This is a genomic window from Virgisporangium ochraceum, from assembly GCF_016863655.1.
GTDB classification, from domain to species: domain Bacteria; phylum Actinomycetota; class Actinomycetes; order Mycobacteriales; family Micromonosporaceae; genus Virgisporangium; species Virgisporangium ochraceum.
On sequence record NZ_BOPH01000028.1, the window covers coordinates 34,885 to 47,552 of the forward strand.

Here is a 12,668-nt window from a genome sequence, read left to right on the forward strand (position 1 = left end):
TACGCAAAGCCTCCCGGCTCCATCGTGGGTGCATGACGACAACCACCGTGGCCGGGCTCAGCGGGTCGATCGACGACCAGGTGGCCGCCCGGCTGCTGCACCAACGCATCATCGTGCTCGGCGCGGAGGTCGACGACGGCATCGCCAACCGGCTGTGCGGCCAGTTGCTGCTGCTGTCGGCCGAGGACCCGCGCAGCGACATCAGCCTGTACATCAACTCGCCGGGCGGTTCGGTGAGCGCCGGGCTCGCCATCTACGACACGATGCGCCTGATTCCCAACGACGTCAGCACCCTCGCCATGGGCCTCGCCGGCAGCATGGGCCAGTTCCTGTTGTCGGCCGGCGCGCGCGGCAAGCGGTTCAGCCTGCCGCACGCGCAGATCCTGATGCACCAGGGCTCGGCGGGCTTCGGCGGCACCGCGGCCGACGTGGAGATCTACGCCGGCCAGCTCGAACGGATCGGCCGGACGCTCACCCGGCTCATCGCCGAGCACACCGGCCAGACCGTGGAGACCGTCGAGAAGGACAGCCGGCGCGACCGCTGGTTCACCGCCGAGGAGGCGAAGGACTACGGGTTCATCGACCACATCCTGGAGCGCGTCGACGACGTCCGTCCGACCATCGCGCGGCGGGCCGTGGGGGTGGGCTCATGAGCGAGCCTCGCGAGCGAATCATCAACTCAGTGCGTGGCGAATGCCTCGCGAAGCGAAGCGGAGCGAACGCATGAGCAACTACCTGATTCCCACGGTCGTGGAGAAGACGCCGTTGGGTGAGCGGGCCTTCGACATCTACTCGCGGTTGCTGTCCGAGCGGGTCATCTTCCTCGGCACCGCCATCGACGACGGCGTCGCCAACGTGACGATCGCCCAGCTGATCTACCTCGACTCGGTGAACGAGCAGGAGATCGGCATCTACATCAACTCCCCCGGCGGCTCGTTCAGCGCGTTGACCGCGATCTACGACACGATGAACTTCGTGCGCTCGCCGGTCGCCACGTTCTGCGTGGGACAGGCGGCCTCGGCGGCCGCCGCGCTGCTCGCGGCCGGCACCCCGGGCCGGCGCTCGGTGCTGCGGCACGCCAAGGTGACGCTGCACCAGCCGACCAGCCAGGCCCGCGGGACGCTGCCCGACCTCGCCGTGGAGGCGAAGGAGGTGGCCCGGGTGCGCGCCGAGATGGACGAGATCCTCAGCCGCCACACGGGGAACCCGACCGCGAAGATCCGCGCCGACACTGACCGCAGCATGACGCTGTCGGCGGACGAAGCGGTCGCCTACGGTCTGGCGGACCGCGTGATCAGCTCCCGCAAGCCGGAACCCCTGGCCCGCGTGGGCTGACGGCCGGTGCGCTACGCGGCGAGGAGCACCACGTCGGACGACCCGCGGGCGGGACGGCCGCGCCCGACCGGGCCGCGGCCGGGCACCGGCTCCGCCGCACGCCGCTGGAACGCCGCGACGCGCCCGGCGGCCGGGTCGCGCCGCCGCTGGTCGCCCGGCGCGGCCGGGTCGGCCGGCTCGGCCGCCAGGTCGTGCCACACCTCGGCCAGCAGGTCGGACAGGTCGATCCGCAGCGCGCCGCACACCGCGGCGAGCACCTCGGAACTGGCTTCCTTGCGCCCGCGCTCCACTTCGGACAGGTACGGCATCGAGACCCGCGCGGCCCGCGCCACGTCGGCGAGAGTGCGGCCCTGGCCCTGCCGGTGGCGGCGCAGCACGTCGCCGACGAGCGTGCGCAGCAGTACCGGCCGGGGCCGGCGCCGCGGGTCGAGGAACACCAGGTCCGCCATCGGCACACCATAACGTCGGCCGTACCCGCGCGGGCTCAGGTTTCACCGCCAGCGTAACCGGCGGTCTCCGGCAGCAGGACCCGGAACGTCGCGCCCTCACCCGGTGCCGTCCGCACGTCCACGCGCCCGCCGTGCGCGGCAACGAGCGACCGGACGATGGTCAGGCCCAGCCCGGCGCCGCTGCCGGCGGCCCGGCGGCGGGAGGTGTCCGCGCGGTAGAACCGGTCGAACACGCGCGCCGCGGCGGCGGCGTCGAGGCCGGGACCCTCGTCGGCGAGTTCGAGGACCGCCTCGCCGCCCACCGTGCCGACACCGATGCGCACCGGGGTGCCCGGCGGGGTGTGCGCGATCGCGTTGCCCACCAGGTTCGTCGCCACCTGGCGCAGCCGCGGCTCGTCGCCGAGCACGGCGGCCCGTCCGGGTGGACCCGTGCCGCCGGGACCGGTCACCGTCACCGGCCGCGACGGGTCCAGGGCGCGCAGGTCTCCGTGCATGTCGGCGGCGATCGTGCGCAGGTCCATCGGGGTCGGCGCCAGCACGTCGGGCCGTTCGTCCACTGTGGCCAGGAGGAGCAGGTCCTCGGCCAGCGAGGCGAGCCGCGTGGCCTCGCGTTCGATGTGGCTCATCGTGCGGTCGACGTCGTCGCGGGTGGGCAGGCCGCCCATCCGGTAGAGCTCGGTGAAGCCCTTGATGCCGAACAGCGGTGTGCGCAGCTCGTGGCTCACGTCGCCCAGCAGCGCCCGCATGCGGGCCTCCGAACGCGACCGCGCCGCGAACGCCCGCTCAAGCTGCGCGAGCATCCCGTTCAACGACGCGGCGAGCCGGCCCACCTCCGTGCCGGGACGCGCCACCTCCGGAACGCGGTGGGTCAGGTCACCGCCGGCGATCGCCGTGGCCGTCTCCTCCATGCGCCGCAACGGTCGCAGCCCCACCCGCATCGCGAACCAGCCGAGTGCCGCCAGGACCGCGAGCACCGCCAGGAACGTCAGCCCGCTGACCGTCCACATGCGACGGACGGTCGAGTCGACGGCCGTGAGCCGGGCCGCGACGACGACCACGTTCCCGCCCGCCGGCCGCTGCGCGACCATCACCCGCCACCCGGGCACGTCGAACGTCTCCCCCGCCCGCGCCGCCACCGACGCGGGAAGCCGCGGAACGGCGGCGGGGCCGGGGGTGCGGGCCGCGGCCACCACCGAGCCGTCGGGCGCGACCTCCGCCACGTACACGTCGCTGATCATGTCGAACGACGTGCGGAACTCGGCCGGCAGCTGGCCGGTCGCCTGGATCGGCACCCGTGACAGAACCGTTGCCAGCAAACGGATCTGGCTGTCGACCCGGTCGACGAGGTGCTGGCGCAGCATCGTGACGGCGACCGCGTCGGTCACCAGCACGCCGAGCGTCAGCAACGCCATGCACACCAGCAGGAGCCGCGACCGGAGACTCACGGTCGCGGCCTCTCCAGGACGTAGCCGACGCCGTGCACGGTGCGGACCAGCCGGGCGTCGAGCTTGCGCCGCAGATAGCTGATGTACGTGTCGACGATGCTCGCGTCGCCGCCGAAGTCGTAGTGCCACACGCGGTCCAGGATCTCGGCCTTGCCGACGACAGTGCCCGCGTTGCGCATCAGGAAGTGCAGCAGCCGGAACTCCGTCGGCGACAACCTGACCGGTCGCCCGGTGTAGGTCACCCGGCGACCCGCCGGATCGAGCGAGAGGTCGCCCACGACGATCGTGTCGACCGCCGATCCGCCCGTGCGGCGCAGGATCGCGCGGATGCGGGCGATCAGCTCCTCGAGGTCGAACGGCTTGGTGACGTAGTCGTCGCCGCCGAGCGTCAGCCCCTGCACCTTGTCGGCGGGCGCGTCGCGTGCGGTGAGGAACAGCACCGGTACGCGCGCGCCGCCGTCGCGCAGCCGCCGCACCACGTCGAACCCGTCCATGTCCGGCAGCATCACGTCGAGCAGCACGAGATCGGGCGGCTCGCGGCGCGCCGCGTCGACGGCCGCCGCGCCGGTGGCCGCCGATGTCACCGTGAAACCCGCGAACCGCAACGTCGCCGAGAGCAGTTCCCGCACGGTCGGCTCGTCATCGACGACGAGGAGGGACTCCATGCGTCCTCACTCTAAACGGCGACGGCACTCTGAACGGCCAGGGAACGAGGCCCGCGATCGTTCCGGCCACCGCGCCCACCAGAACCGCTACGAACACGGTGCCCCGCAACGCCATCTCCATCGCGGGCAGCCGCACCACGAACACGGTCGCGGTCGCCGTCGCGGTCGCGGCCGTCGCGACCGTCACCCCCGCGAACCCCGCGGCCACGGCCGCACCCAGCCGCGCCGCCGCCGGCCACCCCCGCTCCGTCGTGAGCACTCCCATCGAGAGGACGGCCACAGGTCCGACCACAGCGACCCCCCACCGCCCCCCGTGGTGCGGAAGCACCTCGCCGAAACGCTCGGCCAGTGGCCCGGCGAGCGGGCCCACGACGTCGGCACGCCACGGCACACCGAGCCCCCACGGCACCAGCGCGACCGCGTCGGCACCGGCGAGCAGCCCGACCCCGGCGGACCGCATGCCGCCCGCGACCGCGCCGACCACCGTTCCCACGACCGTCCCGAGGAGCGCCAGCCCCCCGAGTACCGCCGCGACCACCCCGAACGGCCGTCGCCACCACGGCGGCAGCAGACACGCCCCCAGCACGACCACGGCCAGCACCAGCGCACCCGACACCGCGGAACCCGCGTCCGCCCGGAACACCACCGCCGCCCGCCCGACGTCGACCGGCCCGCCCGTCCCGAAGCGGGCGCACGCCCCCGTGCCCGCGACGAACCCGACCAGCGCCCCGCCCGCGCCGGCCCACGACAGCCGCCGCCACCGGAACGCCAGCACCAGCACCGCCACCCCGGCCAGCGTCACCCCGAGCGGCCGGACGTCGACGGTGCCGTCGACCGTGACGGGCACCCCGCCCCGTACCGGCAACCGGTCGCTGCCGGGTACGGCGGTGCCGCTGACCGTCAGGTCCACGGGCGCGCCGACCGCGAGCGCCACCACCGCCGCACCCGCGCCCACCGTGCCCGCCTCCGGAGCGGCCATCCGGGCCCCGACCATCGCGACCGCGGCCATCGCGACGACCGCCGCGAGCCCGACCGCGACACCCTCCACAGTGGACCTCCAGGACGGCCGCATCACGCGTCCCGCAGCCGCAGCGACAGGTGGCCGAGCAGCAGCACGGCCGCGACGGCCGCGTACATCCAGGCGATGCCGGCGAACGGCGGCAGCGCGTCGGGGTCGCGGACGACCCGGAGGACCTGCTGGCCGGCGGTCGTCGGCCACCACCGCGCGAACCACTCCGGCAGGAGGCCGCTGACCAGCGGCACCAGCAGCGTGCTCGCCACCACGACGGTGAACGCGCCGGCCGTCGACCGCACCAGCATCCCGACGCCGACCCCCAGCAGCGCGACCGCCGTCAGCCACCACCCGGCGCCGAGCACCGCCCGGAGCACGTGCGGATCGTCCAGTGTGGACGAGGGTGCGTCCATTCCGGACAGTGTCGGCTGACCGCCGAGGTAGGCGGCGAACACCGCCACGTTGGCCGCGACGAACGCGGCCGCGCCGAGCACGACCGCCTTGGCCGCGAGCAGCCGGCCCCGCCGGGGCACCGCCGCCAGCGACGGCCGGATCGTGCCGGTGGCGTACTCGGAGGTGACGCTCAGCACCCCGAGCGCGCCGATCGCCAGCTGCGCGAACGTGAAACAGCCGATGAGGCTGACGTACGTGGGGTCGAACGCGGCCCGCTCGGCCGCCGTCAGCTCCGCGTACTGCCGTGCCTGGCCGGAGCTGATGAGCACACCGAATACCACCGCGAGCACGACCGTGAGACCGACGGTGACCAGCACCGACCGCAGGCTGCGGAACTTGGTCCACTCCGCGACCACCACCCCGGTCACCGCGCACCCGCCGGGGCCGCGGCGTACTCGACGCTGTCGGCGGTGAGGTCCATGAAGACCTCCTCCAGCGAGCCGCGTCGCGGGGTGAGCTCCGACAGCACGATCCCGTGCGCCGCGGCCACGCGGCCGACCGCCAGACCGTCCATCGAGGACACGACGAGGCCGTCGTCCGCGGACGACACCACCTGCCCGCCCGCGTCGGTCAGCAGCTTCCCCAGCCGCGCGGGCTCCTCGGCGCGCACCAGCACCTCGGGCCGCGTGTTGTTCCGGAGCACGTCGTCGAGCGGGGCGTCGGCGATCAGGCGTCCGCGGCCGATCACGAGGAGATGGTCGGCGGTCAGGGCCATCTCGCTCATCAGGTGGCTCGACACCAGCACGGTGCGGCCCTCGGCGGCGTAGCCGCGCATGAGGTCCCGGATCCAGCGGATGCCCTCCGGGTCGAGGCCGTTGACCGGCTCGTCGAACATGAGCACGGGCGGGTCGCCGAGGAGCGCGGCGGCCACCCCCAGCCGCTGGCTCATCCCGAGCGAGAACGCCCGGGTCCGCCGACGGGCCACACCGGACAGCCCGACCCGCTCGAGCACCTCGTCGACGCGGGTGCGCGGGATCCGGTTGCTCTGCGCCAGGGCGAGCAGGTGGTGGTAGCCCGTCCGGCCCGGATGCACGGCGCGCGCGTCGAGAAGGGCGCCGACGGTGTGCAGCGGCGTCGGCAGGTCGGCGTACCGGGTACCGGCGACGGTCACCGTGCCCGCCGTGGGCAGGTCGAGACCGAGGACCATCCGCATCGTGGTGGTCTTGCCGGCCCCGTTCGGGCCGAGGAACCCGGTGACCCGGCCCGGCTCGACGGTGAACGTCAGGTCGTCGACGGCGACGGTCGACCCGTACCGCTTCGTGAGGCCCCGCGCCTCGATCCGCACATTCATGGCGGTGACGCTCGCAGCCCCACCTGGCCGGTTCCGCAGAGCTTCTGTGAGAGTCCTGAACGCAAAGGGGGACATAGCACGGAAGACGCCCGCTCCCGCCGGCGAACTCTGCCGGTCCCCGGGTCGTCCCGACCCGTGCCGGGCACCGGCGCGGCGGCGCGCCCCTGCCTGCGCGCCGCCGCCCGGTTCTAGTGCCTGCGCCCCCGTCGCCGGTCGGCGGTGTTACCCGCCGCCCGCCGCAGCATGTGGGCGAACAAGCCGACGCGCTCGTCGGCCCGGCGCCGGGTACGGTCGTCCATGTTCTCCAGGCGCCACATCAGGTTCGCGGCGTGCATGTCGCTCATCGCGCATCCCATCCTCCGTCGTCCGTCGCCGGTCTCTCCGGCACGCTTCGTACCGTAGAAGCTGGAGTGCACTCCAACTCAAGCCCTTTTCCGCGTAGGTGTGACGGACGTCAACCGCTGCTACCGTCCGGGAATGGACAGCGAGGTGCGACCGTTCAGCATCGGCGTCTCCGACGACGACCTCGACGATCTGCGGCGGCGGCTGCGGCGTGCGCGGTGGCCGGAACCGGCGACGGTTCCCGACTGGAGCCAGGGTGTTCCCGTCGGTTGGCTGCGCGACCTGTGCGCGTACTGGGCCGACGGCTACGACTGGCGCGGGCTCGAGGCGCGGCTCGCGGGGCTGCCGCACCACGTCACCGCGATCGACGGCGTCGACGTGCACTTCATCCATCGACGCTCGCCGCATCCGCACGCCGTGCCGCTGATCCTCACGCACGGCTGGCCCGGCTCCGTGGTGGAGTTCCTGGACGTGATCGGTCCGCTGGCCGACGATCCCGACGACCCGTTCCATGTCGTATGTCCGTCGCTGCCGGGCTTCGGGTTCAGCGGAAAGCCGACCGGGCCGGGCTGGGGACCGGCGCGCATCGCGGCCGCGTGGGCCGAGCTGATGGGCCGCCTCGGGTACGACAGGTTCGGCGCGCAGGGCGGCGACTGGGGCTCGGCCGTCACCACCCAGCTCGGCAGCCAGGTTCCCGACCGCCTCATCGGTATCCACCTGAACTACGCGCCGGTCGCGCCGCCACCGTCCACATCGGACGATCCCGACGTGACCGACGAGGAGCGGGAGAGTCTCGCCGCCGTCGCCGAGCACCGCGAGTGGGGCATGGGCTACTCCACGCAGCAGGGCACGCGCCCGCAGACGCTCGGGTACGCGCTCGTCGACTCACCCGTCGGCCAGTGCGCCTGGATCGCCGAGAAGTACTGGGCGTGGACCGACCACGACGGCGACCCGCTCTCGGCCCTGACCCGCGACCAGATGCTCGACAACATCAGCCTCTACTGGCACACGGCCACCGCCGCGTCGTCGGCGCGGATCTACTGGGAGGACGGCTTCGCGCGGCCGTCGCGGCGCAACCAGGTGCGCCAGCAGGCGCCGCTGTCGGTCCCGACGGGGATCTCGGTGTTCCCACGCGAGATCGTGCGCCCCTCGCGTCGCTGGTGTGAGCGGTACTTCCTCGATCTGCGGTTCTACGAGAGGCCCGACCGCGGCGGGCACTTCGCCGCGTGGGAGCAGCCCGCGCTGTTCGTCGACCAGGTCCGGCGCGCCTTCCGGACGATGCGTACCGCGCGTTAGGCTTGCCCGGCCTCCCCGCGCGATCGGCCGAACGGTCGGCCACCGGTGCCGTGGCGACCGACACAAGCCGAACCATCGCCCGTGGGCGACCCCGCGGCCGAAGAACTAGCGTGGCCTCGCGTCGGGACGGCATACGGAGGCACGCTGCAGATGAATAGGCTCGTCGGTCACTATGCACCCTGGCTGCTCACCGCGGTGCTGGGTCTGCTCATCCTGATCACCGTGGTGCCACAGGTGACGGAGGTGCTGCGGTGGCGCGTGCTGATCCTGGTGCTGCTGCTGGTGTTCGCCGCCGCGGTGTACCTCGCCGTCACGCTGTTCGCCCACGGCCGGCGGCTGTGTGAACACTGCATCCGGGCGCTGCCGCTCGACGCGTCGACGGTCGCGCAGCGGTACCGCGTCCGCTTCCGCACCGCGCACCTGTTCGAGCGGCGGCCGTTGGCGTTCGGCTACCTGGGCGTGGTGATCGCGTCGTCGCTGCTCTACGACCACCCGGTGGGGCGGTACGTGTGGGCGGCCGCGCAGGCGACACTGGCGTACCTGCTGGTGGTGTACGTGACCCACCAGCGGCTGCAGCCGTGGTGCCCGCAGTGCCGCGCCGGCGGCGAGGAACTGACCGCGCCGTCGGCGCCGAACCCCGTGACGAGCCAGGTCTAGCCGTCGGGCCACAGGCGGGCGATGGCCGCCTGTGCCCGGGCCGAGTCGCGCCCGCCCAACCGCGCCGAGTGCGTGTAGGTGGCGTAGGCGTCGGACAGCCAGTGCCGTTGCTCGTAGATCCGCCCCAGGTGGTAGTACGCCGAGGCCTTCGTCTCACGGTCGCCGGACCGGCACGCGTCGCGGTACGCCTTCGCCGCCGAGGTGTGGTGGTGCTGCTGCTCGTAGCAGAGCCCGAGGTGGTAGCACGCGTCGGCGGCCACCCTCGGGTCGGAGGACTGGGCGGCCTGTTCGAACGCCCGGATCGCCGCCGACACCTTGTGTTGTCTTTCGCAGGACTCGCCCTCACGCATCCATTCGAGGGCCTGCGCTGAGCTCTTCATCTCGACCTCCATCACCCGACGGAGAGCCCTTCCATGGTAAGCCCGGCGTGGCTCCTCGCACACCGTCAGGCGGGGACCGGGCGTGGGTCAGGTCCGGGAGCGGGTCCCCAGCGGGGCGGCCTGCGCGCGGAGCACGGGAAGGTCGTGGTACAGGAGGCGGCCGTCGCGTTTGAGGACGACGCCGTCCACCAGGACCGTGCGGACGTGCGACGGGGTCAGGCTGCTCACCACGGCACCGGCCAGATCGCCGGCGGTGCCGGTCAGGTGCGACAGGCCGTCGAGGAGCACCAGGTCGGCCCGTTTGCCCACCTCGATCGAGCCGGTCCGGTCGGACAGGCCCGCGGCACGGGCCGAGTCGATGGTCGCCGCCCGGAGGATCGACGCCGCGGGCGGCCGGTCGGCCGACGACGACAGGCGCCGGGTGCGCAGGGTGTCACGCATGGGCTCGAACAGGTCGGGTGCGGAGTTGATGACCACGTCGACCCCCAGCGCCGGACGCGCGCCGGCGTCCTCCAGCCGGCCGTACGCCGACGGGCCGTGGCCCATCACGGCCTCCACCGTCGGGGTGACCACCGCCGGCGTGCCGGTGTCGGCCAGCAGCTTCGCGTCGTCGGGGGTGATGGCGTTCAGGTGGACCAGTTGCAGGTCCGGACCCAGCAGGCCGGCGTCGTGCAACGGTCGGACGACCGGGCCTCCCGCGTGCAGAGCGACCATGAGACCGAGGTCGCGGCCCCACCGGAGCTGCGCGACGAACTCGTCCCAGTCGCCGTACTCGCCACCCAGCACGGCCAGCGCACCGGTCACCCGCCCGTGTCGGGAGGCCAACCGGCGGGCGTCGTCGCCCGGGTCCGTGTGACCGACCACCGCGCGGACGCCCGCCGCCTCGAACGCGTCCAGGACGGCGTCGGTGTGGTCGGGGCCGCGGGTGGTGGCGTTGCTCCAGTCGAAGAGCGTGGTGACGCCCGCGTCCAGCGCCTCCACCGCGCCCAGCAGGGTGGCCAGCCGGGCCTCGGCCGGGGTGTACGAGTGCAGCGCCGCGCCCAGGATCTCCGCGAAGTACCGGGGCATCGCCATGTCCGCGCCGAGGCCGCGCAGCGGGGCCTGCCACACGTGGCGGTGGGCGTCGACGAAGCCCGGAGCCACCACCAGACCGGTCGCGTCGATCACGGGAACGGCGGCGTCCACCGGCGGACCCACCGAGACGATCATCCCGTCGCGGACGAGCACGTCGCCCCGGGGGATCTCGGGCAGGTCGGCGCCGGGCACCACGTGGCCGCCGCGGATCACGATCTCCATGTCCAACTCCTCACTAGAAAGCTTTTCGAAAAGCTATATGTAAAGCTTTCAAGGCGCAAGAGGGCGGGAGACCGTACGATCGACGCGTGCGAAAGGACGTCGTCGACGGCATCGCGGCGGTGTGGGCGCGGGAGCTGGCCGCCGTCAGCGGCCTGCAGTTCGAACTGTCGAAGCGGGCGGCACGGCTGTCGGCGCTGTTCTCCGAGCGGGTCAACGCCGAGCTCGCCAAGCTCGGGCTCACCAAGGCCGAGTACGAGATCCTCGCCGTGCTGCGGGCGGCCGGCGCGCCGTACCGGCTGCGGCCGTCGGACATCGGCGCCCGGCTGATGCTCTCCTCGGGCGGCACCAGCAACCTGCTGCGGCGCCTCGGCGAGGAACGGCTCGTCGAACGCGAGGCCGACGCGTCCGACGCCCGCAGTTCCTGGGTACGGCTGTCGGCCGAGGGCGTCGCGGTCGCCGAGAAGGCGGTGCTCGCGGCCAGCGCGGCCCAACAGGCCCTGCTCACGCGCGTCCCGGAAGAGCGGGCCGAAGCGGCGAACGCCGCGCTGCGCGATCTGCTGATCGCGCTCGGAGACGGCGCCTGACGCGTGACCCGCGGAGATGGGCTCTAGGCCGAGGTGGCGGCGACCCGGCCGGTGCGGACGGCGTCGACCAGGGCGGCGTGGTCGCGTTGGTTCTGGTCGGCGTAGCTCTCCGCGAACTGGGCCACGGCCTGATCGACGACGTCGCTGCCGCCGAGGTACTCGGCGATCGCGATGCGGTCGCCGGACCGTGCGTGCGCGCGGGCGAGCGTGTGGCCGCACAGCTCGCCGAAGCGCAGCATCCCCTCGGGGGTCATCTGTTCGGCGACGGCGATGCCCTTCCAGTCGTAGAGCTGGCGGACGTAGAAGTCCCGCGTTCCGCCGTCGATGCCCCGCACGGCCTGCCAGCCGAGGAAGATGTCGCCGGCCGCCTGCATCATCCGCTGCCCGGCGACCACCCGCTGGCCCTGGTGGTCGTAGCGGCTGGGGCCGACGTACTCGGCGAGCACCGAGGTCGACGCCTCCTTGACCTGCAGCAGCAGCGGGTCCCGTTCGTCGCGTCCGAGCATGAGGATGATCCAGCAGCGGGTGCCCACGCTGCCGACGCCGACCACCTTGCGGGCCATGTCGACGAACTCGAACTGCTCCACCAGCGCGCGCCGTTCCGACGGCAGGGACTCGGTGTAGCCGCGGATCAGCTCCCGGATGGCGGCTTCGAGCTCGGCGCGTTCGACGTCGGGCAGCAGGTCGCCGATCGGCTGGAGCAACGGCGGATCGGCGTTGATCCGCCGCTGTCCGTCGACGACGGAGGTGAGGCGGTCGAAGGCCATCAGGTTGTCCTTCGCGCGTGCCTTCGACGCGGCCCTGACCAGCCGCTCGCGCCCCGCCTTGTGCAGGTGGGTGGCGAAGAGGGTCCGCACGACGTCGGCGTCGACCTTCGCGTACCACACGTCGAGGTTGCGCATCGCCGCGAGGTTGCGCACCGTCTCCCGGTAGGAGCGGACCGTGGAGACGACGATGGAGCGCCGTTGCCGCGTGGTGAACCCGTTCTGCCGGCCGGCGATGACCAGGCTCGTGGCCAGGCGCTTGAGGTCCCACTCGAACGGGCCCGGCAGCGTCTCGTCGAAGTCGTTGATGTCGAACAGCAGGTTCCGCTCGGGCGAGGCGAGCAGGCGGAAGTTCAGCATGTGGGCGTCACCGCACAGCTGCGCGGTGATCCCGGCCCGCGGAGTGTCGGCCAGGTCCATGGCCATGATCGCGGCGGCGCCGCGGTAGAACCGGAACGGCGACTCGGTCATCCGCCCGTAGCGGATGGGGACGAGCTCGGGCACCCGGGTCGCCGACTGCGCCTCGATGACGTCGATCGGGTCGCGCCGCTTCGCGGTCGGCGCGTAGTCGGCGTGGCTGGCCCGGGGGGCCACCTTCCGTGCGGCCCGTCCGGCCGCGGCGCGGTCGCGTGCCGTCGCACGCCGGGTGACCATCGGGGCCTGGTCTGTCGTCATCGTCAACGTGTAGTTCGGCGGCCA

Annotated in this window: 15 protein-coding genes; 5 read left to right on the plus strand and 10 right to left on the minus strand. The window is 73.1% G+C overall.

Going from position 1 to position 12,668, the window contains the following annotated elements:
- The first annotated feature begins 32 nt into the window (after positions 1-32).
- Positions 33-653, plus strand: coding sequence for a ClpP family protease (locus Voc01_RS12730; protein ID WP_203927583.1), 621 nt, complete (start codon positions 33-35; stop codon positions 651-653).
- A 70-nt stretch (positions 654-723) separates the two neighbouring features.
- Complete coding sequence (locus Voc01_RS12735) at positions 724-1,335, plus strand: ClpP family protease (protein ID WP_203927584.1); 612 nt, start codon at positions 724-726, stop codon at positions 1,333-1,335.
- Between the two features lie 11 nt (positions 1,336-1,346).
- Here the strand turns inward: Voc01_RS12735 and Voc01_RS54620 are convergent, their stop codons facing one another.
- From Voc01_RS54620 to Voc01_RS12770, 7 genes are all read right to left on the minus strand, one after another.
- The gene (locus Voc01_RS54620; protein ID WP_203927585.1) at positions 1,347-1,784 is read right to left on the minus strand and encodes a helix-turn-helix domain-containing protein; all 438 of its coding nucleotides are present in this window, start codon (positions 1,782-1,784) and stop codon (positions 1,347-1,349) included.
- A 35-nt stretch (positions 1,785-1,819) separates the two neighbouring features.
- Positions 1,820-3,229, minus strand: coding sequence for a sensor histidine kinase (locus Voc01_RS12745; protein WP_203927586.1), 1,410 nt, complete (start codon positions 3,227-3,229; stop codon positions 1,820-1,822).
- Positions 3,226-3,894, minus strand: coding sequence for a response regulator transcription factor (locus tag Voc01_RS12750; protein ID WP_203927587.1), 669 nt, complete (start codon positions 3,892-3,894; stop codon positions 3,226-3,228). The genes Voc01_RS12745 and Voc01_RS12750 overlap by 4 nt, the downstream gene beginning before the upstream one ends.
- Complete coding sequence (locus Voc01_RS12755; RefSeq protein WP_203927588.1) at positions 3,869-4,966, minus strand: hypothetical protein; 1,098 nt, start codon at positions 4,964-4,966, stop codon at positions 3,869-3,871. The genes Voc01_RS12750 and Voc01_RS12755 overlap by 26 nt, the downstream gene beginning before the upstream one ends.
- Positions 4,966-5,727: an ABC transporter permease gene (locus tag Voc01_RS12760; RefSeq protein ID WP_203927589.1), complete on the minus strand. Its 762-nt coding sequence runs from the start codon at positions 5,725-5,727 to the stop codon at positions 4,966-4,968. The genes Voc01_RS12755 and Voc01_RS12760 overlap by 1 nt, the downstream gene beginning before the upstream one ends.
- On the minus strand, positions 5,724-6,650 hold the full coding sequence (locus Voc01_RS12765) for an ABC transporter ATP-binding protein (protein ID WP_203927590.1): 927 nt from the start codon (positions 6,648-6,650) through the stop codon (positions 5,724-5,726). Before Voc01_RS12765 ends, Voc01_RS12760 begins: the two co-directional genes overlap by 4 nt.
- A 188-nt stretch (positions 6,651-6,838) precedes the next feature.
- Positions 6,839-6,994, minus strand: a complete 156-nt coding sequence (locus Voc01_RS12770; RefSeq protein WP_203927591.1) for a hypothetical protein — start codon at positions 6,992-6,994, stop codon at positions 6,839-6,841.
- A 133-nt stretch (positions 6,995-7,127) separates the two neighbouring features.
- Here Voc01_RS12770 and Voc01_RS12775 point away from each other — a divergent pair, with 133 nt between their 5' ends.
- Positions 7,128-8,288, plus strand: coding sequence for an epoxide hydrolase family protein (locus Voc01_RS12775; RefSeq protein WP_203927592.1), 1,161 nt, complete (start codon positions 7,128-7,130; stop codon positions 8,286-8,288).
- Between the two features lie 150 nt (positions 8,289-8,438).
- Positions 8,439-8,945 carry a hypothetical protein gene (locus tag Voc01_RS12780; RefSeq protein ID WP_203927593.1) on the plus strand — a complete coding sequence of 169 codons (507 nt, stop codon included), beginning with the start codon at positions 8,439-8,441 and terminating at the stop codon, positions 8,943-8,945.
- Here the strand turns inward: Voc01_RS12780 and Voc01_RS12785 are convergent.
- Together Voc01_RS12785 and Voc01_RS12790 are read right to left on the minus strand one after the other, a co-directional pair.
- Positions 8,942-9,325, minus strand: coding sequence for a tetratricopeptide repeat protein (locus tag Voc01_RS12785; RefSeq protein WP_203927594.1), 384 nt, complete (start codon positions 9,323-9,325; stop codon positions 8,942-8,944). The genes Voc01_RS12780 and Voc01_RS12785 overlap by 4 nt on opposite strands.
- Positions 9,326-9,412: 87 nt before the next feature.
- Positions 9,413-10,621, minus strand: a complete 1,209-nt coding sequence (locus tag Voc01_RS12790) for an amidohydrolase family protein (protein ID WP_203927595.1) — start codon at positions 10,619-10,621, stop codon at positions 9,413-9,415.
- 86 nt (positions 10,622-10,707) lie between these two features.
- Between Voc01_RS12790 and Voc01_RS12795 the strand changes: the two genes are divergently transcribed.
- Positions 10,708-11,205, plus strand: coding sequence for a MarR family winged helix-turn-helix transcriptional regulator (locus Voc01_RS12795; RefSeq protein ID WP_203927596.1), 498 nt, complete (start codon positions 10,708-10,710; stop codon positions 11,203-11,205).
- Between the two features lie 23 nt (positions 11,206-11,228).
- On the opposite strand, the gene Voc01_RS12800 is transcribed toward Voc01_RS12795, so the two are convergent.
- On the minus strand, positions 11,229-12,644 hold the full coding sequence (locus tag Voc01_RS12800) for a DUF2252 domain-containing protein (protein WP_203927597.1): 1,416 nt from the start codon (positions 12,642-12,644) through the stop codon (positions 11,229-11,231).
- Positions 12,645-12,668: the final 24 nt, after the last annotated feature.

What these genes read in the sequence shown, in the direction of transcription:
- Voc01_RS12735 (WP_203927584.1), top strand. Translation starts at nt 724, where the DNA reads ATGAGCAACTACCTGATTCCCACGGTCGTGGAGAAGACGCCGTTGGGT.
- Voc01_RS12790 (WP_203927595.1), bottom strand. Translation starts at nt 10,621, where the DNA reads ATGGAGATCGTGATCCGCGGCGGCCACGTGGTGCCCGGCGCCGACCTG.
- Voc01_RS12755 (WP_203927588.1), bottom strand. Translation starts at nt 4,966, where the DNA reads ATGCGGCCGTCCTGGAGGTCCACTGTGGAGGGTGTCGCGGTCGGGCTC.
- Voc01_RS12800 (WP_203927597.1), bottom strand. Translation starts at nt 12,644, where the DNA reads ATGACGACAGACCAGGCCCCGATGGTCACCCGGCGTGCGACGGCACGC.
- Voc01_RS12765 (WP_203927590.1), bottom strand. Translation starts at nt 6,650, where the DNA reads ATGAATGTGCGGATCGAGGCGCGGGGCCTCACGAAGCGGTACGGGTCG.
- Voc01_RS12785 (WP_203927594.1), bottom strand. Translation starts at nt 9,325, where the DNA reads ATGAAGAGCTCAGCGCAGGCCCTCGAATGGATGCGTGAGGGCGAGTCC.
- Voc01_RS12730 (WP_203927583.1), top strand. Translation starts at nt 33, where the DNA reads ATGACGACAACCACCGTGGCCGGGCTCAGCGGGTCGATCGACGACCAG.
- Voc01_RS12775 (WP_203927592.1), top strand. Translation starts at nt 7,128, where the DNA reads ATGGACAGCGAGGTGCGACCGTTCAGCATCGGCGTCTCCGACGACGAC.
- Voc01_RS12780 (WP_203927593.1), top strand. Translation starts at nt 8,439, where the DNA reads ATGAATAGGCTCGTCGGTCACTATGCACCCTGGCTGCTCACCGCGGTG.
- Voc01_RS54620 (WP_203927585.1), bottom strand. Translation starts at nt 1,784, where the DNA reads ATGGCGGACCTGGTGTTCCTCGACCCGCGGCGCCGGCCCCGGCCGGTA.
- Voc01_RS12750 (WP_203927587.1), bottom strand. Translation starts at nt 3,894, where the DNA reads ATGGAGTCCCTCCTCGTCGTCGATGACGAGCCGACCGTGCGGGAACTG.
- Voc01_RS12770 (WP_203927591.1), bottom strand. Translation starts at nt 6,994, where the DNA reads ATGAGCGACATGCACGCCGCGAACCTGATGTGGCGCCTGGAGAACATG.